A 20,119-nucleotide genomic window follows, 5' to 3' on the forward strand; every position below is an offset into this window, starting at 1 on the left:
CGTGTTTGGTATATGGGGTCATGAAAATGCATCAGAACTCACATATATCGCGCTTCATAGTTTACAACATCGTGGACAAAATGGTGCTGGTATCGTCGCATCAAATGAGGACTACTTATTTGGTGCGCGCGGTATGGGACTTTTAAATGATGCGATATCAAAAGAGCAACTCGAATCACTAAAACCATTTAAAAATGCGATTGGTCACGTAAGATATGCTACAAAGACATCATCAGAACTCGCAAATGTCCAACCGATTTTACTAAAAAGTTATTCTGGAGACTTAGGAATTTGTCATAATGGTAACTTAACGAACGCGATACAATTAAGAAAAGCTTTAGAATCTGAAGGGTCGATTTTCCAAACGACGACAGACGTTGAAGTGATGGCGCATTTATTAAAGCGTTCTAAAGCTAGAACGAATAAAGACCGAATTAAAAGTGCATTACGTCAAATTAAAGGTGCATTTGTATTTTTACTGTTACAAGAAAATAGTTTAACAATCGCAATGGATAACCATGGTGTACGTCCATTAATGCTCGGAAGAATCGATGATGCGTGGTGTGTTGCGAGTGAGACATGTGCGTTTACTGCGATTGGCGCAGAGTATGTTCGAGACATTGAACCAGGTGAATTTATAACGATTACTGATGACGGGATAGATTTTGATAAGTATTCTTACGTTGAGCATCCAAATTTATGCTCGATGGAGTATATTTACTTCTCACGTGCAGATTCAGAGTTTCGTCATCAGTCAACGTACCGTATACGTAAAGCGCTTGGTGAAGCACTTGCTAAAGAGTTTAAACATGACGCAGATCTCGTTATAGGGGTGCCAGACTCAAGTCTTGCTGCAGCAAAAGGATTCTCTACAGAATCTGGTATACCGCAAGAAGCTGGACTATTAAAAAATAGATACGTTGGTCGTACGTTTATCACCCCGGGTCAAGAAGCAAGAGAACGTGCTGTACGTATGAAGTTATCCCCAGTACGAGATATCGTTGAAGGTAAAAGAGTCATCGTTATCGACGACTCAATCGTACGTGGAACGACAAGTAAATTTATCGTTAGATCACTTAAAAAAGCAGGCGCAACAGAGGTACATATGGGTGTATCATCGCCACCGTTAAAAGACCCTTGTTATTACGGAATCGATGTATCGACACATGCTGAGATTATCGCTTCGCAAAAATCAGTGGAAGAAATATGTGAAGAAATCGGTGCAGACTCACTGACATATTTATCTGTTGACGGTATGCATGATGTATATAAGCAATTTGGTTCTAGAGGCGAGTGTGATGCATGCTTTACAGGAAATTACCCGATAGAAATTGTCGATGATTTATTACCACAAGAAAAAGAACAAAAATCTAAAGGAGTTTAATTATGTCTGAGCAATATAAAAAAGCTGGCGTAGATATTGAGGCAGGTTACGAAGCGGTTAAACAAATGAAAGTACACGTTCAAGAAACGATGCGTAAAGAAGTACTTGGTGGACTTGGAGGGTTTGGTGCAGCGTTTGATTTATCACAGTTAAATTTAAAAGAGCCTGTACTCGTTTCAGGCACTGATGGTGTCGGAACGAAATTACAACTCGCAATCGATTCTAACCGTCACGATACGATTGGAATTGATGCGGTTGCGATGTGTGTAAATGATATTTTAACGACAGGCGCTGAACCACTATACTTTTTAGACTACATCGCTGTAAATAAAGTCGTACCTGAACAAGTTGCGGCTCTCGTTAAAGGTGTGAGTGAAGGATGTAAACAAGCAGGTTGTGCCTTAATTGGTGGAGAAACTGCAGAGATGGGTGATATGTACGACGAAGGTTCGTATGATATCGCAGGATTTGCAGTTGGTGCTGTTGAGAAATCAGAATACGTGGATTTTGATAGTGTCAATGCTGGAGATGCTATTATCGGGTTACCATCAAGTGGTATTCACTCAAACGGTTACTCACTCGTTCGTAAAATCATTAAAGACAATAATGTTGATGTAACTAAAACGTTAAACGGCACACCGTTAATTGATTTACTTCTAGAACCAACACGTATTTACGTACAGCAAATACTTAAACTTCAAGAAGACGTTAAAATTAAAGCGATGAGCCATATTACAGGTGGCGGTTTCTATGAAAACATTCCACGTGCGTTACCAGAAGAACTTGGTGCTGAAGTTGACGTAACAGACGTTAAAGTACCAGAGATTTTAAAGTGGTTAATCGAAACAGGTAATATTGACCGTGACGAAGCATATAACGTCTTTAATATGGGAATTGGATTTATGATTGTCGTCGACGAAAAAGATAAAGAAACAGCACTTGAAAATTTAAAAGCATCTGGAGAAAATCCAGTTGTATTAGGTAAAGTAGTCGATAAAAAAGGACTTACAATCAATGGCTAATGTTGCAGTATTTGCTTCAGGAAGTGGGAGTAACTTTGAAAATATCGCAACGAGTGATTTAAATATTGATATTAAAGTGCTCATTGTCGACAACAAAGATGCCAAAGCAATTGAACGCGCCAAGCGTTTAAACGTACCGTATAAAATTGTAGAACGAACTGGTAAAACGAGAGATCAATTTGAACAAGACATATTAGAGATATTAAAACAAGGAAATGTTGAGTACATATTACTCGCAGGGTTTATGAAAATTTTATCAGCAAAGTTTATCGAACAATATGACCGTAAAATTATTAACATACACCCGTCATTACTTCCAAGTTTTAAAGGGAAAGACGGTATATTAGATGCTTATAATTACGGTGTTAAAGTCAGTGGTGTGACAGTGCATTATGTTGATAGTGGTATCGATACTGGAGAAATTATCGATCAAGCACCTGTTATTATTGAAGACGATGATACGTTAGAAACTTTTGAAGATAAAATTCACGCGACAGAATATGAATTATATATTCGTGCGTTGAAAAAAGTGTTGGAGGTAAACGAATGAGAGCGTTACTTAGTGTTTCAGACAAGACAGGTATTACTGAATTTGGACAAAAACTCGTTGATAACGGGTACGAGTTATTCAGTACAGGTGGTACGTTAAAAGCTTTACAAGATGCGAACGTAGCAGTGAAAAGTGTATCAGAATTAACAAATTTCCCAGAGATTATGGATGGTCGTGTAAAGACATTACATCCAGCAGTTCATGGAGGATTACTTGCTGATCGTAGTAAACAGTCACATTTAGATGAGTTAAAAGAACAAGATATTGATTTAATCGATATGGTCGTTGTAAATTTATATCCATTTGAAGAAACAGTTAAAGACGAAAACGTAACGATTGAAGACGCGATTGAAAATATCGATATCGGCGGACCGACGATGTTACGTGCAGCAGCAAAAAACTATAAACACGTACTATCTATCGTTAATCCAGCAGATTACGATGAAGTGATTAGTCGTATTCAATCTGATGATTTAACAGAAGACTTCAGAAGAGAGTTAATGGTTAAAGTATTTAAACATACGACAAATTACGACCAAGCGATTACTAACTTCTTTAGCCAAGCTGAAAAAACACTTCGTTATGGAGAAAACCCACATCAAAACGCGCGTTACATCCGTACGACAAGCGCATCAAATACCATTTTAAATGCAAAAATTTTAAATGGAAAAGAGTTATCATATAATAACTTCCGTGACGCAGACAGCGCGTATTTACTTGCGCGTAAATTTAGTGGACCAGTTGCGGTTGCGGTTAAACATATGAACCCTTGTGGAGTAGGTGTAGGAAATACAATTCACGATGCATTTATGAATGCGTATGAAGCAGACTCACAATCTATTTTCGGTGGGATTGTCGCATTAAATAAAGAAGTAGATTTAGAAACAGCTGAAGCATTAAGTAAAATTTTCTTAGAAGTAATTATTGCGCCTAAATATACAGCAGCAGCACTTGAAAAACTTCAAGAGAAGAAAAATTTACGTGTATTAGAAATCGACTTCACCGAGCAAACTGGCGACGAAGAAATTGTCAGTGTATCTGGTGGATATCTAATTCAAGATAGAGATAATACACCGTTAAATATGGACGATGTGACAGTCGTGACGAAAAAAGAGCCAACAGAAAGTGAGTATCGTGCACTTACACTCGCGTTAGAAGTTGTAAAACACGTAAAATCAAACGCAATTGTACTCGCTGACGAACATCGTACAGTCGGTATTGGTGCAGGTCAAATGAATAGAGTAGGTGCTTTAAAGATTGCGATTGAGCGTGCGACAAAAGAATTAGATGGTACGGTTGTTATGGCAAGTGATGGATTCTTCCCGATGCCGGACTCAGTACAAGTTGCACATGAAGCGGGAATTAATGCAATTATTCAACCAGGTGGATCTAAACGTGACCAAGAGTCTATTGATTACTGTGACGCACATGATATGACGATGGTAACAACTGGTATGAGACACTTTAAACATTAGGAGAGAATAATTTATGAATACTTTAGTTATTGGAAGTGGCGGGCGAGAGCACGCAATTGTACGTGCATTGAATCGTTCAGAAAAAGTAAATGAAGTATTTGCGTTACCAGGTAACGACGGTATGACTGAAGCGACACTTGTTGAGGGAATTCCAGTTTCTGAGTTCGATCAAATCGGTGAATTTTGTAAAGAAAATGATATCGAATGGGTAGTCGTTGGTCCAGAGGATCCGTTATCAGAGGGAATTGTAGATACACTTGAAGATAAATTTAAATTGAATGTATTTGGCCCACGAAAAAAAGAAGCCCAAATGGAGTCTTCAAAGTCATTTACAAAACATTTAATGAAAAAGTATGACATTCCAACAGCCAGTTACGAAGTGTTTACTGATAAAGAACAAGCAAAAAGTTATTTAGAAAATGGCAACTTCCCAGCCGTTATTAAAAAAGATGGACTCGCTGCAGGCAAAGGCGTTATCATCGCTCAAGACTTAAATGAAGCATTAAACGCACTCGATGAATTAATGGAAACTGACGGTGAAGTCGTTATTGAAGAATTTTTAGATGGCGATGAATTTAGTCTAATGGTACTCGTTAACGGCGATACATTTACACCGTTTAACATTATTGCTCAAGATCATAAACGCGCGTTTGATAACGATGAAGGTCCAAACACAGGTGGAATGGGTGCGTATGCACCGGTGGATTACATTTCAGAAAATATCATCGAAGAAGCGGTTGAAAAAATTGTTCGTCCAACAGTAAATGCTATGGTTGAAGAAGGATTAAACTACTTCGGTGTATTATATCTTGGCGCAATTATTACAACAGACGGTGTTAAAACAATCGAGTATAACGCAAGATTTGGTGATCCAGAAGCACAAATTCTTCTCGATTTACTTGAAACAGATTTTATCGACATGTTAGAAGGTATGAAAAGAAAAGAACCTTTAGCACTCAATTTTAGAGAAGAATACGTAGTAGGAGTCATTTTAGCGTCTGAAGGTTATCCAGGAGATTATGAAAAAGCAAAAGAAATTGTTATTAAAAAAGATTTAATGAAAGGTATTTACGTCAGTGCATTAAAACATCTTGAAAATGACATATATGAATCAAATGGTGGACGTGTATTACTTGCGGTTGGCCGTGGTAATACAATTGAAGACGCAAAAAATCAAGCATATAGAACGTTAAACGAAGTAAAGTATGACGAAAAAGATTTCTTCTATCGTAAAGACATTGCATATAAAGCATAAAAAAACTAGCGCTAAGCGCTAGTTTTATTTTTGGTGTGCTCTAACATCTTTAGAAGTGAAGCCTTTAAAGTGGTAAAATGCACCGTAAATTAAACCGAATGGAATTAAAATTAAAATTAAGAAGAAAAGGCTTCCAACAAATTGTCTTAAACCAAACTCACTAAAGAATTCCCCGCTCGTTGCATCGAGTAGTGGGGGTAAAAATGCAAAGTAGTAAATTGCTGCTACAACTACGAACGTAAATATGTAAAAGATAAAGTTTTTGATATAGTAAGGTTTTGTATCTTTATCGTACTTGAACATTTAGGCACCACCCTTTTTCAAAATTGTCTTTAAATTTAAATATATATCTGTATAATATCATGTATAAAGATTATTTTAAAGCACTTATTTTAACGAGGGAAGTCTATTATGAGTATAAGAAAAGGCCAACTATCTGATATTGATACGGTGATGTCAATAAAAGATAGTGTTGTAAAACTGATGAAAGAAAGCGGAAACAATCAGTGGGATGATAGTTATCCATCACGAGATGTACTTCTAAATGATATAAAGAATGATCACTTGTTTGTCTATGAAGAAGATGATGCAGTGTTAGGGTTTATCGTCGCGGATGATAATCATGCATTCGAGTATGATGATATCCCTTGGGAACTTGCGCGTTTAGATAGTATTGCATTTCATAGAGCAGCCGTAGATCCAAATGCACAAGGTAAAGGTGTTGCTTCTAAATTAATGGATGAGGTCGAATCATTTTTTAAACATAAAGGTTATCTCGGCGTTCATACAGATACAAATCTTAATAACATTCCAATGCAACGTCTATTTGAAAAACGTGGTTATGAATACCGCGGAAAGTTAAACTTACATAATAATTTAGATGAATGGTATGTTGCCTACGAAAAAGTGTTTTAAAATAAAAGTGTTAAATAGGAGGGGTAAAGTTGAAGCTACTTGCTAAGTTGTTCTCAGGTATTATCGCCGGTATCGTTGTAGGTACTATTTATTTTTACACTGCTGATGGTACAGCGTTCCATAGTTTTATGGAAGTAGTTACAAGATTATTTATAACGATGCAAGATATCCTTGGTTCGTTTATTTTCTTCTTAATTCCATTAATTATATTTTTCTTCATCGCAGATGGGGTATCATCAATCGGAACCGGAGCTGGTAAAGTTGTCGGTGCAACGCTAGGTGTTGCATATATTTCAACAGTTATCGCAGGGTTACTTGCATATACAGTTGCACGATTTTTAATGCCTATAGTAACTAAGGGTGGATCGGTACCTGAAGAAGGTTCTGAGTTAACAGGACTATTAGAGTTTGACATCCCACCGCCATTAGATATTTTAACAGCACTTGTTTTAGCATTCTCTGTAGGTATTGTAATTAACATTATAAAAGCAGAAACGATGAAAAAATGGGTGCATGATGGTAAAGAGATTGTAGAATTTTTAATTGAAAAAGTGATTATCACAATTTTACCATTCTATATCGCAGGTGTATTCGCAGGAATGTCATCTGCAGGAACAGTATTTAAAACATTATCAGTATTTGGTATCGTGTTACTCATCGCGATAACGTTACACTGGGTATGGATTACAATTCAGTACACAGTTTCAGGATCTATGCTTGGTAAGAATCCATTTAGTATGATTAAAACGATGTTCCCAGCATACGTTACAGCGCTCGGTACGATGAGTAGTGCAGCGACAATTTCTGTCACACTACCAAAGACAAAAGAATTGGGTGTACGCGAAAAAATTGCTGACTTTGTCGTTCCACTCGGTGCGAACATTCACTTATCCGGTTCAGCAATTACAATTACATCATGTTCAGTAGCTGTAATGACAGTATTACCTGAATATGATACACCAGGATTATTAAAAATGCTCGGATTTGTATTACTTATAGGTATCGTAATGGTTGCAGCACCTGGAGTTCCAGGTGGGGCAGTAATGGCTGCGAGTGGTATTTTAGTATCACACTTAGGATTTAACGATGCAGCAGTTGCATTAATGATTGCATTATACATGGCACAAGATAGCTTTGGTACAGCAGCAAATATCACTGGAGACGGTGCAATCGCTGGTATTATCGACGCATATGAACAAAAGTTAGATAAAAATTAAACGATTAAAATACACTTCTAATTACTATTAGAAGTGTATTTTTTTATAATGTAATATGGGGTTCATGACATTATATATGAGTTTTAATATAATAGAACTATTACTTTAAAGTAGGGAAGGTTTAAGTTTGAGAAAGTTAATATATGTAATTATCGTTATATGCTTCTTAGACCTATTTGTACAATTTCCCATTGTTACGCCTTACGCACTTGAGTTAGGTGCGAGCGAATTTATGGCAAGTATTGTCGTCGCTACGTATTCGGTGACAAACTTGTTAGGTAACGTCATCGGGGGATATGCTTCAGATAGGTTTGGAAGAAAGAGAACGCTCGTTTTAGGGATGTTCTTACAAGTTTTAATTATAAGTACGTACGTTACATCTCCATCGATTGCACTTTTACTTGGAATTCGTATCGTGCATGGATTTACAAGCGGGATGATCACACCAGCTGCGTTTAGTTTAGTTCAGGATGTATCTAGACGTGAAGCAATTGGTAAAGCGATGGCGCTAACTGGGGTATCAATTGGGTTAGCTGCCGTATTTGGTCCAGCAACAAGCGGTATTATATCGAGTATTTACGGTTATAGTAATACGTACTTAGTACTCGCGATAGTTTACGTTATTGGATTACTATTAACATTAGTTGCGGTTAAAGAAAGTACTACTACTCAATCTAGAAAAGAATATAAAGATACGTCGTGGAAGACTTTAATTACAAGACGCCCACTAGTGGTTGCATATATTGCTTCACTTTCATTAATGACATCGATGGGGGCATTGTCTTTTGCATTACCAATTAAAACAATGTCACTTGATTTAGATGATAGGGTGACAGGGATGTTATTAAGTGTGTTCGGTATTACAGCAATCATCGTATTCGGAACGCCTTTAAATAATATGTTTAACAAAGTAACGGCAAATATTTTAATTAAAATTGGATTAGTCGTTATATCACTCGCGATGTTAACGATTCACTTTGCTGAAAACTTATCGGTTTTATATATTGCACTTGGTGTATATGGTGTTGGATATGCATTTGTATTCCCATCAATGAATAAGTTAATTGGACAATTTACGTCATTAAATGAACGTGGTAAAGCAAACGGTATATTTTACGCCTTTTTCTCCATCGGTTCAGTGGTCGGTTCGACACTCGCAGGTTATTTTACAAAACTATTTACGATTCCATTTTTTGGTATGGCGGTCGTACTTTTAATATTACTTATTGTATTTTCAATACTCGATAGGGGTATTGACTTTACAGAGGTGTAATTATGAAAAAAATATTACTCATGGGAATCTATGGAGATATTGGCTATCACTTATATGAAACGTTAAAAGATGATAACGAAGTATACGCATTTATGAGTCCTTATAAAAATAATACTCTAAAAAATGTGCATCCGATTTATTTAAATCCGTACGACTTAGAAGATATGAATGAAGCGGTAAAAGGTAAAGACTTAGTCATATTTTTTGAAGATCCGATTATGCGATTTAACAAAATGACACAAGGTAGATTCGATACGTTTTTTGAATTGATTGCAGATAACGTGGGTCGAGCACTTGAAAATGAAAATATCAAAGATATTATCTATATTTCAGAAGAAATCCAACACGAAGATGTTAAAAGTATTTTATCATCATATAATTTAAATGTTAGAGCGACAAATACGAAAGTGAAGCGTCTCGGTAAAAGTTTAAAATATAAAAACCCAAACAACCGAACGATGCGTAGCGCACAGCGTGCTGAAATACCGAAAAATTGGACGCTAGAAGGTGTCGCTAAGTATTATTTTAAGTGGCTTGACGAGATTATTTTTGGTATATTTAAAATTACTGAAAAAGATGATGAAGTACGTATTACACTTGAACAATCGACAATGCCTTTACTTATACTAAGAAAGAGAACAAATACAGCAAGAAGGCAGATTATATATGACGTCGTTGGAGGCAAGTTATTGAGAAAACAAGGTAGTTGGTTAGAGTTTAGAGCATTAAAAGATGAAGCATCGTTTATAATGGCATTACATGATTTTGATCCTGCGTTGCCATGGCCGTTATATGCATTAACACAAGCGCCACTACATGGTTTAGTCAGTAGAATTTACCAAATGGAAATGATTATTAATGATTCAATACTCGAAGAAAATATAAAAAATAATCCGAACAAATAGAGGTATAATAGCCTCTATTTTTTTATTTTAAAAATAACTGTATTATTTTAAGCGATACAGTTGTATTTTTTAGGAAAATCCGTATTATTATAAGTAGTACAGTAAGGGTGGAGGTGCCAGATGTATAGTTTAAGATTTAACAAGGAAGCGCCCGTTTACGAACAGCTCGTCAATCATATTAAAAGAATGATTATTAAGCGAGTTTTATTACCAGATGAAAAAATGCCATCTGTAAGAGAACTTGCGCGGCAATTAACATTGAATCCAAATACAATTCAAAAAGCATATCGAGAACTCGAACACCAAGGTTATATATATTCTCTGCCAGGTAAAGGGAGCTACGTAAAAGAAAATGATGACATTCAAAGTGAAGCGTATGTTGAAAATCTTTACAGTCAGTTTAACCAAATTGTCTTAGAACTTCTACATATGAATGAATCTAAAGAAGATATAAAAAAATATATTGATGAGGTTGAATCTCGTATTAAGGAGGGGAACTAATGGATATAAAAACAGTACAGTTAAGTAAAAGTTTTGACCGTGAAAAGGCGCTAGACACGGTTGATCTTTTTGTAAAAAGTGGGACAATACACGGTTTAATTGGTTCGAATGGTGCGGGTAAAACAACGCTGTTAAAAGTGTTAACAGGTATTTATAAAGAAGATAAAGGACACGTATTTTATAATGATGCTCCTGTATTTGAAAATATCAGCGTCAAAGAAAAGGTGATATTTATTGGTGATACACCGTTTTTCTTTAGTGGATTTTCACTTTTACAAATGGCAAATTATTACAAAACTATTTACAAAAATTGGAGCGATACACGATTTAAAACACTTTATGAACATTTTAAAATTGACCCTAAAAAGTCATTAAATGAAATGTCAAAAGGGATGAGACGTCAAGCGTCATTTATACTTGCTTTCTCATCAAAACCTGATGTTTTAGTCCTAGATGAACCATTCGATGGGTTAGATCCAATTGTCAGACGACAAGTTAAAAATATTATCTTACAAGATATGGATAGTTACGGGTTAACAGTCGTTCTATCAAGTCATAATTTACTTGAAATGGAAAACATTTGTGACGCAATCTCAATTATGCATAACGGTAAAATTTTGTATACAAATAATATTAATCAGATGAAACACACACACTGTAAACTGCAAATTGCGTTTAAAGAACTACCAGACGAATCATTTTATAAAGCGTTAAACGTCGTTCAGCACACCGTTCAAGGAAGAGTGATTACGTGCATCATCGAAGGAGATATTGAAAACATTGAGGAAAAAATATCTAAATTTAATCCATTAATGTACGATATCTTACCGATAACGTTAGATGAAATGTTCGCTTACGAAATGGGGGAAATTGGTTATGCAATCGAAGACATCATTATTGAGTAAGGTACTATTAAAAAATTTTACAAACTCAATATTTTGGTTAACAATTGGGTATCTTTTACTCACAATCTTATCGTTACCACTACCGCTTTATATTGCGTCATTTGGTTCCTTTATAGGAGAAAGCGAGTATAATTTTAATCCGCTATTTTGGTACGGGATGGTACATTTTTTATTTGGATTAGTATACGCGATGATGCTTGCGGTAAGTATCTTTAATTTTAAAAATAAAGCTGAAACAAACGATTATATTCATAGTCTACCAATTAAGCGCACGACGATTTTTAGCAGTGGTATTTTCGTCGGTATCATTGCGATTATTGCCCCAGCACTCATTACAAGTGTCATTTTACTATTAGAACAGTCAGTTTTAACATTCGAACTTTCAGTTCAGCACATTATTATATGGGTATCATTTGTGATATTCGCGCAAATATTAATGTTTTTCTTAAGTGTGCTTGCAGGTATGTTTGTTAACTCAATTACACTCCATATTGAAATGATCTTAATACTATTATTTTTACCATTCTTATTATGGTTAAGTATTGTATTTAATGCTTCAACATTTTTTGATGGACTTGCAGTGTATTCGAGATTCGGTTTTTCAGAGCTCATTAAACCCGTGCGAGAAACGAGTTTAATGGTGTATTTATTTGAAACTTTTACGTCGTACTCTTTTCCTAAAGGAAAAATGATAATATGGGCAGTCATTGGTATAGCGATGCTTATATTAGCTTTAGTATTATATAAAGTAAGAAAAAATGAACGTGTGAATAAGCCATTTAACTTCCCAATAATTTATTACGTATTGGTTGTATTACTTACGTTACTTGGTACGTTATTCTTGAGCAGTGCGATTTCATCTATACTCCCAGAAATTAAAAATTTATCATTTATGATTATTTTACTTAGTGCAGTAGTTTCTTACGTATTTGTGTTAATGTTTATGCAAGATACTGTCCGTATAAAATTTAGAAAAAAAGAACTCATCATTACAATAGTAAGTATGGTAGTATTCTTTGTCGGATTCTTTGTTCTTTGGGGACGTTATGTTTCATATTTACCAGATGAGTCTCAAATTGAAGGTGTTTACTTCAACAATGGTACAGCTATTAACAATACACATATTGAAGATCTAGATGTACTAGATAGTAAGTATATGTTTGATGACGACAAAGAAACAATCAAAGATGTCAGAAATCTTCATAAAGATATTATCGATAGTAATCAAAAAGCAGATGTGAATAATTCGTTATATACAGTAAACATTTCTTACTTACTAAAAAATGGTAAAGTCGTCACAAGAGAATATAACCAAATTGACGCAAATAGTGAACTCGGTAAAGAGATTTTAAACAGTAAAATTCCATCATATACAAAAGATAAAGATCTCTTATATAAAATTAAAGAAGATAAACTGAAAAGTTTACAAAATATGAATATTGGCATCTACAATTTTAGTTATCAAGATATATCATTAAAAGAATTTAGAATGTTTGCTAAGGATTATAAGAATAAGATGCCTGAATTTAGTAAAAAGAATTCAATTTTTACTGAAACTGGGGTAATTAATGTAGATATTTATAGTGCAGACAATTACAATAACTATTCAGGTGCAGCAACGTTATATAACCCGTCACTACAACAGTTCTTAAAAAATAAAGGATTTAGCTTTGAAGACTATAACTACAACTCTTTAGTCGAAATTGATTTAAATGGTGTAGACGATAAACATAGACTATTTGAAGAGTTATCTACAATATCTTATAAAGAATTTAAGAAAAAATATAATGTCAAAGAATTAGATGAAAGCGAAAAAGCAGAAAAAATCAATGAATTCAACGATTTTAACTTTAACTCGGAAGGTAACACGCTTTATATCTTTGCAGACATTCCATATAGTGACAATGACGTGATTCCTTATATAGAACTGAGCATTGTTTTAGACTAAGAAGAACCGAGAGGTTCTTCTTTTAATTTGTTATAGTATACTTTTACAAAGTAAATTTTGTATACTTATAGAAGGAGTTGAGGCGATGAAGACAAAGTATTTAGATAAGAAGAACTGGCGCCGAATTAAACATTCCGACTATGAGGAAATTTTAACGAAATACGATGGACAAAATGTCTTAATCGGTTGTTTTTATATTAAAAAGGTATACCACCCACTTGTTATAAATATCGTTGGAGAAAAAGTTAAAGTTGTAGACAACAACTATAAATGGATAACGATGATGGGGGAAGACGAAAACTTTAGTCTGACTGTTATGTTTGATGATAATGATCAACCACTTCAATACTATTTTGACATCAACAAGTCACATACCCTAGAACTTGGACACGCAAGGCGTGAAGATATGTATTTAGATGTACTCGCATTGCCAGATGGACGAAGTGAAATTGTTGACGAGGACGACGTTATTCGAGCGCTAAAGCAAGGTAAAATGACACCGGAAGAACGTGATTTTGCGTATAAAATCGCCTATGATCTAGAAAATCTCATTCAATTTCAGTTTGACAAAGTTGTAAATCGTGGAAAATTTATGTATCAGGCAATAATGGAGAGAAACCAATGAGATTTGATGATTATGAGCTACTCGTAACGCTCGACAAAGAAAAAACATTACGTCAAGCAGCAGAAAAGCTGTATATTTCTCAACCTGCCGTTTCTCAGCGTTTAAAAACGATTGAGAATTACTGGGGAGTGCAGATTTTTATCCGTACAAAAAAGGAACTCATTAAAACGAGTGCGGGTGAAAAAATTATTGAGCATGCGAAACAAATAGTTGAGACAGAGGGGCTTTTAAAAGAAAATATTTTAATTAATAAAAACCAGGTGGAAGGTAAATTAACCATTGGAGTCGCATCGTTACTCGGTTATTTAATTATGCCAGATCTTTTACGTAAATTTTTAAAAGAGTATCCGAACGTTAACGTACAATTAGAAGTTGGATCATCATCTAAAATTATTGAAAACGTCGACAGATATCACCTCGCGATTATTCGAGGAAATAAAATTTTAAACTTAGAAAATGAGTTATTATTTACAGACGAGCATTATTTAGTCGCGCCGAAAAACCGTAATTTAGAAGATGAGCCTTTAATCGAATTTCAAGCAGATCCGTGGTATATTAACCAGATGAAACAATTTTTTGAGACACGTTTTAATGAGCCGTATAACCCGCAGCTCTATGTCGATCAGATTATTACGTGTCGGGAATTGCTTTTAAAAGGTGTTGGGATGACAGTGTTACCGAGTGTTATTACGGATACGATGGACTTAACTCAGTTTCATACTGAAAAAGTTGAAGTGGATAATATTCCTTTACTAAGGTCTACATATGTTTCGTATGACAACCAGATGCTAGAATTGCCTCAAGTGAAAACTTTTTTAAAATTATTAGAAGACGAATATAAGTAGGAATATATATGCTTAAAAAATTATTTAAAATACAAAACTATAAACTATTTTTAGTAAATATGATTTTATACGGAATGGCAGTTGCAATTACAACGCCATTCCTTGTGCTTTATATGACTGATAATCACGGCTTAACTGTCACTCAATTTGGTATATTTATGGCTGCTGGTGCGATAGGTTCGTTCGTTGTGAATACAATTGTCGGACGATTTAGTGACCAATTATCATTTGATAGAAAGTATTTATTACTTATCGCAATTGTCATGGAAATTATTACGTTCTCGCTATTTTTAGTTTTAAATCATACAGTGATTTTAGTCATCGGTTATATTATATTTTTCTCTCTTGGTGCGCCTGGACTTCCACAGTTATATGCATCAGCAAGAGAATCTGTTAATAAAAATAATAGTAACGATACACGTTTAAAAATATTTGCAAATACTGTACTTCGTTCGATGTTTAGTTTTGGGTTTCTATTTGGTCCGTTAATTGGATCGATATTAATTGCAAGATATGATTTTACTGGATTATTTGTTGGTACGGTTGTTATATTTATGGTTGTTTTTGTTGTAACGTTATTTATTAAGCCGACAAAAGTAGACCGTGAAGTATCGATTAGTCAGATAGATGAAAAATCAGCACCAAGTTTAATTAGTGCACCAGTATTAATTTTACCGTTTATTGCGATTATTTTATTATACGTCGGTCAGTGGGGGTATTTACTCAATATGCCACTATACGTGACAGAAGTTCTTGGTGAAGACCGTGGAAAAGTAGGAGTCCTCGCGTCACTTTGTGCCGGATTAGAAGTACCATTTATGATAGGAATTGGCTGGATCGCATCTAAATTTGAAACGAAACATTTATTAATGTTTGCTGGAGTATTAGGTGGATTGTTCTTTATGTCAATCGGACTTTTCCAAAGTTTTACAGTCATTTTAGTTGGCCAAGTTGTCCTCGCATTTTTCTTAGCTATATTACTTGGTCTTGGTATTAGTTATTTCCAAGACTTATTACCTGACTTCCCAGGATACGCGTCAACATTATTTGCGAATGGTATGGTTATTGGACAGTTACTTGGGAATTTACTTGGCGGTTTAATTTCAGATATGTTTAGTGTAAACACTGCATTTTTATTTAGTAGTGGATTAATGTTTACTTCAGTATTATTATTTGCATTTACAAAATCACAATTGAGAGTAGGTGAAATCTAAGTGGAAACTATATTATGGATTTTAATTATTTTATCATTTTTAATGGGATATGTTGGACTAGTATATCCGGTCATCCCGTCTATTCTTATGTACTGGATTGGTGCTCTAATTTACACATTTTTCGTTGGAGATAATCTAGGCATTATGTTCTGGTTAATACTCGGAGTATTTACGATTCTCGTCTTTATTAGTGATATGGCCATTACGAAATACTACGTCGGAAAACTCGGTGGTACAACTCAAGGTGAGTGGGCAGCAATCATCGGTGTAATTTTAGGTATGTTTATATATCCGCCACTTGGTGTAATATTCGTTCCGTTATTTTTAGTATTCATTACAGAAATGTTTATGTATAAAGATGCGTCGAAAGCATTAAAAGCAGCACTTGGTAGTCTCGCAGCTTTCGTAACGACAACATTATTTAAAATAGTCGTGTACACATTAATTATTTTATGGTTCGTACTCGATGTCTTTGTATTTTAAAAACGTCCCCTTAGGGACGTTTTATTTTTATTCATCATTTAGTTTTAAAGCTTTAAGGATCAACACTGCAAAAATCGTTATAATTACAAAGTAGACTACACTCAAAATAGAATCGACGAGCGGTTCGTTACCGATAAAAAATCGGAGTGAAAATATAATTATCGAGTGAAGAATTAATAATATAATTAACCAATTTAAAACATTTTTCTTTTTAAAAAACACGATGACCATCAAAATAATAAATATAATTGTGACACCGAGTTTTACCCATTCAAACATAAATAGCACCTCTTTGTTTAAGTATCTCTTATCAAGGAATTATACTCAAGTAAATTTTAATCGCTGAAGTGAAGTGATATAATTACTATATATGTAGGTGATAATATGAAACGTGCCTTAATCGTGTTACTTAGTACGGTAGTTCTTACAGCTTGTAGTAGTCCAAGTCAAAAAGAACAAGACATACAAGCGCTTGAAGAAAGTATTACAGATTTAGAACGTCAAATTAATGAATTAAAGAGTGACAATGAAGATTTAAAGCAAAAAGTAAAAGCAAAAGAAGATGAATTAAACCAGATGGAAAAAGAATAGGAGAAGATAGTTATGTACGAAAGTGATTTTGTGTTAATGGAAAACGAAAAAATGTCTTTAGAAGAATTACAGCAAGAGCTCGGTACAGTTGTACAAAATGAAGTAATTTTTAATGAGTTAGCATCTAAACGTAGTGTATCTCAGCAACCAATGCCTGAAGATACGTTTGACACGTTTTATTTACACTTTGATATTAAAGATTCACAAGATTTTATAAGTGTCGTGACAAATGTGAGTAAAGAAAAACACCTCGTTGATTATGATTTACACAAGAAAAAATTAGACATTCAACTGATTAATTATAACCATCGAGACGAGAAATGACATATATAAAAACAAAGCGTTTATTGTTTAGAGATTATAATCATTCTGATGTTGAATGTTTAAAAGAAATAATGCAAGAGCGGGATACGATGCAGTATTTTCCGAGCGTGTTTTCAAATAGCGAAGTCGAAGCACTCGTTAAAGAAATGTCAGGTAGTATACGCGATAGAGGGTTCGGATTATTTTCGCTCGAGAAAAAATCGACTAAAGAAATGATTGGTATTGCGGGAATTCGAATTAAGCAATATGACGAATGTTTACATCTCGATGAAATTGAAGATTTATTCCCTGCAGTGGAGTTGTTTATCTTACTTGATAAAAAACATTGGAATCAAGGGTTAGCGACAGAAGCAGCAAATGCTATTTTAAAATTTGTTCGTAAAAAAACAGATATTAAAGAAGTGTATGCGTTTGTTTCAAAAAAGAATTTACCAGCGCTTAATGTAATTGATAAAATTGGAATGGAAAAATTCTATGAATATATCGATCCATATTTTATAGAAGGCCATAGAAAAGCACCAAGCTTAATATTTAAAAAAGAAATTTAAAAGCGGACATCTGAAATTAATCACGATGTCCGCTTTCTATATCTTCTCTCGTACGCCCTTCAACAGGTCTGTATGATTTTAATTGATTAATAACGTCATCAACAGAATCGACTTTCATAATAAGATCTAAAAATCTTCTTTCTAAAAAGTCATTTTCAATAAATGTCTCAAATAACTCAAATAATGAGTCATAATAACCGTCTGTATTGACAAGGGCAATCGGTTTTTGCTGAAACCCAATTTGTCCGGAAACGAACACTTGGAAAAATTCTTCCATTGTTCCAGCTCCACCTGGTAATACAATGATTGCATCTGCTTCGTCGATGAGCATATCTTTACGAATACTCATCGTGTCGACGACTTTCATATTTTTAACACGCGGATGCGCCATTTCTTTATCGACTAAGACGGTTGGTATAATACCTGTCACATCACCGCCAGCATCTAGCGCGCCGTCTGCAGTTGCGCCCATTAAACCAAGGCCTCCACCACCATAGATGAGTTCTACTTCTTCTTTAGCGAGAATTTCACCGAGGCGATATGCGTCTTCTTTAAACTGATTACTGTTACCTAAACGTGCACCACAAAAAACAGAAACTCTATTAATTTTCATTAGTTGTTATGCTTTTCCTTCCAGTCTTGGAATTCTCGAAGTGAATCAGATTTTTGATACGCTTCGCCGTAACCAGTTTTTCTGCCGATATTTTGAATGTGACGTTCGTTTTCACGGCGATGTTTACCGAATAATGATTCGTCTCTTGAAGCTTCTCTTTTTTCTTTTAGATCTTTACTCTCTTCACGAAGACGTGCACTTTTAGGATCTAAAGCATCTTTATGTTTTCGGTGAAGACTACCGGGTTCATAGCTTTCTTCATACTCTGTACCTTCAACGAATCTCTCGTTTAATTCACGTACGTTTTTAGTATCTGGTTTTTGAATGTTCAATTTTTGACTTCCTTTCGAAACTTGCATGCGTGACTCTAACTCTTCGTTACTTGGTGTAGAAACGCCTGCTTCTTTTTCTAAACGCGCGTTACGATGTGCGTCTTTATCTTTTTCAAAATCAGCTTCTAATTTTTCAAGTTCTTTTTGTAGTTTGTTGTAATCTTTAATTTGTTTATTATACGCATGTTTTTGTTTAGAATTCTGATATTTTGATGAAATAAAGTCGCGGGTTTCGTTATAACCTGTTGCACCAACTTCAGTAACGACTTGAGCTTTATCTTTTACTTTATCATATAAAATATTTGAGTTTTTAGCGAGTTTTTTTACGTCAGGATGTTTTTTAACTTCTTTTCTGTTTTTAATTAATGGGACGAGTAGGACAGGGAGCACTGTCGCTGCCATTCTAATCTTATCTTTCATAATTTTTTAAACCTCCGTTACACTGTTTACTTATTATTATAACTTACCCGTAAACGATTTACATGAAACTGTGTGTTTGAAATTACACATAAACGGCAATATAAGAAGTAATAATTAGGAGGCGATCAACATGGCGCTAGACAAAAACACGAAAGTACAAAAATTATTTATAGATTATCCAAATATTGGTGAGGTTTTAAGACCACTGTCATTAGAATTTGTTGTAAATGAAAACTTAACAGTAGAGGACATTGCGAATAAAGCGGATTTAGAAAATGATGCACTCGTGAACGACTTAAAATCATTTATAGAAGATGAGGCAGTGACAAATTACGTCAACCATACACCACAAGATTTATCAAAAACAGTAACTGACCGTTACATCGAAGATTTTAAAGATGAACTTCCTGTACTTCATGAGTATATTAAAAAAGTGTCAGATAAAATCCTTAAAGATGAGAACGTCCACCAAGCGTATGATCAGTTAAAAGAAAAAATTGAAGAGTACGTTAATTTATTAGAAGATACAGTACATCCACTCATTGAGGAAAGAAAACCGAGTGACGTGTATGACGCAGATTTACAGAAAAAAGAAGTTGAAATTATCGACGCGTTATACAAAGTTAAACGACTCACAAATGACTACAATTCTGATAACACGAATAGTGAAGTTAGCTTTGTTTACAAACGACTCGAGCGTTTGGAAAAGCAAGTAACTGAAATGATTACGCTAGAAAACTTAATCAGAAGACAATAAAAAAACTCGCCATTAGG

Annotated in this window: 24 protein-coding genes; 20 read left to right on the forward strand and 4 right to left on the reverse strand. The window is 34.6% G+C overall.

Annotation, left to right across the window (positions count from 1 at the left end; all coding sequences use genetic code 11):
- Position 1 precedes the first annotated feature (1 nt).
- The 5 genes from purF to purD are packed head-to-tail and all read left to right on the forward strand — an operon-like array spanning position 2 to position 5,686.
- Positions 2-1,384, forward strand: coding sequence for an amidophosphoribosyltransferase (purF, locus tag KPF49_RS00980; protein WP_183673158.1), 1,383 nt, complete (start codon positions 2-4; stop codon positions 1,382-1,384).
- A 2-nt stretch (positions 1,385-1,386) separates the two neighbouring features.
- Positions 1,387-2,406: a phosphoribosylformylglycinamidine cyclo-ligase gene (gene purM / locus KPF49_RS00985; RefSeq protein ID WP_183673160.1), complete on the forward strand. Its 1,020-nt coding sequence runs from the start codon at positions 1,387-1,389 to the stop codon at positions 2,404-2,406.
- Entirely contained in the window at positions 2,399-2,956 is a 558-nt protein-coding gene (gene purN / locus KPF49_RS00990; RefSeq protein ID WP_183673162.1) for a phosphoribosylglycinamide formyltransferase, read from the forward strand. The genes purM and purN overlap by 8 nt, the downstream gene beginning before the upstream one ends.
- Complete coding sequence (gene purH, locus KPF49_RS00995; protein WP_183673164.1) at positions 2,953-4,431, forward strand: bifunctional phosphoribosylaminoimidazolecarboxamide formyltransferase/IMP cyclohydrolase; 1,479 nt, start codon at positions 2,953-2,955, stop codon at positions 4,429-4,431. Before purN ends, purH begins: the two co-directional genes overlap by 4 nt.
- A 13-nt stretch (positions 4,432-4,444) precedes the next feature.
- Positions 4,445-5,686 carry a phosphoribosylamine--glycine ligase gene (gene purD / locus KPF49_RS01000; protein ID WP_183673166.1) on the forward strand — a complete coding sequence of 414 codons (1,242 nt, stop codon included), beginning with the start codon at positions 4,445-4,447 and terminating at the stop codon, positions 5,684-5,686.
- Positions 5,687-5,710: 24 nt separating this feature from the next.
- Here the strand turns inward: purD and KPF49_RS01005 are convergent, their stop codons facing one another.
- Positions 5,711-5,989: a hypothetical protein gene (locus KPF49_RS01005; protein WP_183673168.1), complete on the reverse strand. Its 279-nt coding sequence runs from the start codon at positions 5,987-5,989 to the stop codon at positions 5,711-5,713.
- A 108-nt stretch (positions 5,990-6,097) separates the two neighbouring features.
- Here KPF49_RS01005 and KPF49_RS01010 point away from each other — a divergent pair, with 108 nt between their 5' ends.
- From KPF49_RS01010 to KPF49_RS01060, 11 genes are all read left to right on the forward strand, one after another.
- Positions 6,098-6,601: a GNAT family N-acetyltransferase gene (locus tag KPF49_RS01010; protein WP_183673170.1), complete on the forward strand. Its 504-nt coding sequence runs from the start codon at positions 6,098-6,100 to the stop codon at positions 6,599-6,601.
- A gap of 29 nt (positions 6,602-6,630) precedes the next feature.
- The gene (locus KPF49_RS01015; RefSeq protein WP_183673172.1) at positions 6,631-7,818 is read left to right on the forward strand and encodes a dicarboxylate/amino acid:cation symporter; all 1,188 of its coding nucleotides are present in this window, start codon (positions 6,631-6,633) and stop codon (positions 7,816-7,818) included.
- A 127-nt stretch (positions 7,819-7,945) separates the two neighbouring features.
- Entirely contained in the window at positions 7,946-9,091 is a 1,146-nt protein-coding gene (locus KPF49_RS01020; RefSeq protein WP_183673174.1) for an MFS transporter, read from the forward strand.
- A gap of 2 nt (positions 9,092-9,093) precedes the next feature.
- Positions 9,094-9,996: an NAD(P)-dependent oxidoreductase gene (locus tag KPF49_RS01025; protein WP_183673176.1), complete on the forward strand. Its 903-nt coding sequence runs from the start codon at positions 9,094-9,096 to the stop codon at positions 9,994-9,996.
- A gap of 120 nt (positions 9,997-10,116) precedes the next feature.
- Positions 10,117-10,497 (forward strand): GntR family transcriptional regulator, encoded by a 381-nt coding sequence (locus KPF49_RS01030; protein ID WP_183673178.1) that lies wholly within the window; start codon positions 10,117-10,119, stop codon positions 10,495-10,497.
- On the forward strand, positions 10,497-11,402 hold the full coding sequence (locus KPF49_RS01035; protein WP_183673180.1) for an ABC transporter ATP-binding protein: 906 nt from the start codon (positions 10,497-10,499) through the stop codon (positions 11,400-11,402). The genes KPF49_RS01030 and KPF49_RS01035 overlap by 1 nt, the downstream gene beginning before the upstream one ends.
- Complete coding sequence (locus KPF49_RS01040) at positions 11,374-13,350, forward strand: hypothetical protein (protein WP_183673182.1); 1,977 nt, start codon at positions 11,374-11,376, stop codon at positions 13,348-13,350. The genes KPF49_RS01035 and KPF49_RS01040 overlap by 29 nt, the downstream gene beginning before the upstream one ends.
- Before the next feature lie 85 nt (positions 13,351-13,435).
- Positions 13,436-13,975, forward strand: a complete 540-nt coding sequence (locus tag KPF49_RS01045; protein ID WP_183673184.1) for a ribonuclease FAU-1 family protein — start codon at positions 13,436-13,438, stop codon at positions 13,973-13,975.
- Entirely contained in the window at positions 13,972-14,820 is an 849-nt protein-coding gene (locus KPF49_RS01050) for a LysR family transcriptional regulator (RefSeq protein ID WP_183673186.1), read from the forward strand. Before KPF49_RS01045 ends, KPF49_RS01050 begins: the two co-directional genes overlap by 4 nt.
- A gap of 8 nt (positions 14,821-14,828) precedes the next feature.
- The gene (locus KPF49_RS01055) at positions 14,829-16,034 is read left to right on the forward strand and encodes an MFS transporter (protein ID WP_183673188.1); all 1,206 of its coding nucleotides are present in this window, start codon (positions 14,829-14,831) and stop codon (positions 16,032-16,034) included.
- A complete protein-coding gene (locus KPF49_RS01060) occupies positions 16,035-16,517 on the forward strand; it encodes a DUF456 domain-containing protein (protein ID WP_183673190.1) in 483 nt (160 codons plus the stop codon).
- 27 nt (positions 16,518-16,544) lie between these two features.
- Here the strand turns inward: KPF49_RS01060 and KPF49_RS01065 are convergent, their stop codons facing one another.
- Positions 16,545-16,796: a hypothetical protein gene (locus tag KPF49_RS01065; protein WP_183673192.1), complete on the reverse strand. Its 252-nt coding sequence runs from the start codon at positions 16,794-16,796 to the stop codon at positions 16,545-16,547.
- Positions 16,797-16,901: 105 nt separating this feature from the next.
- Here KPF49_RS01065 and KPF49_RS01070 point away from each other — a divergent pair, with 105 nt between their 5' ends.
- From KPF49_RS01070 to KPF49_RS01080, 3 genes are read left to right on the forward strand one after another with little or no spacing between them, the layout of a single operon-like run.
- Positions 16,902-17,108: a lipoprotein gene (locus KPF49_RS01070; RefSeq protein ID WP_183673194.1), complete on the forward strand. Its 207-nt coding sequence runs from the start codon at positions 16,902-16,904 to the stop codon at positions 17,106-17,108.
- 12 nt (positions 17,109-17,120) lie between these two features.
- Entirely contained in the window at positions 17,121-17,432 is a 312-nt protein-coding gene (locus KPF49_RS01075; RefSeq protein ID WP_183673196.1) for a hypothetical protein, read from the forward strand.
- Positions 17,429-17,980, forward strand: a complete 552-nt coding sequence (locus KPF49_RS01080) for a GNAT family N-acetyltransferase (protein WP_183673198.1) — start codon at positions 17,429-17,431, stop codon at positions 17,978-17,980. The genes KPF49_RS01075 and KPF49_RS01080 overlap by 4 nt, the downstream gene beginning before the upstream one ends.
- 16 nt (positions 17,981-17,996) lie before the next feature.
- Here KPF49_RS01080 and KPF49_RS01085 read toward each other — a convergent pair whose 3' ends face one another.
- Both KPF49_RS01085 and KPF49_RS01090 read right to left on the reverse strand, forming a co-directional pair.
- Positions 17,997-18,593: an LOG family protein gene (locus KPF49_RS01085; protein ID WP_183673200.1), complete on the reverse strand. Its 597-nt coding sequence runs from the start codon at positions 18,591-18,593 to the stop codon at positions 17,997-17,999.
- A complete protein-coding gene (locus tag KPF49_RS01090; RefSeq protein WP_183673202.1) occupies positions 18,593-19,345 on the reverse strand; it encodes a hypothetical protein in 753 nt (250 codons plus the stop codon). Before KPF49_RS01090 ends, KPF49_RS01085 begins: the two co-directional genes overlap by 1 nt.
- A gap of 130 nt (positions 19,346-19,475) precedes the next feature.
- On the opposite strand from KPF49_RS01090, the gene KPF49_RS01095 reads away from it, so the two are divergent.
- Complete coding sequence (locus KPF49_RS01095; protein WP_183673204.1) at positions 19,476-20,102, forward strand: hypothetical protein; 627 nt, start codon at positions 19,476-19,478, stop codon at positions 20,100-20,102.
- Positions 20,103-20,119: the final 17 nt, after the last annotated feature.

The sequence above is a fragment of the Nosocomiicoccus ampullae genome, from assembly GCF_019357495.1.
In the GTDB taxonomy this organism is placed as follows: Bacteria; Bacillota; Bacilli; order Staphylococcales; family Salinicoccaceae; genus Nosocomiicoccus; species Nosocomiicoccus ampullae.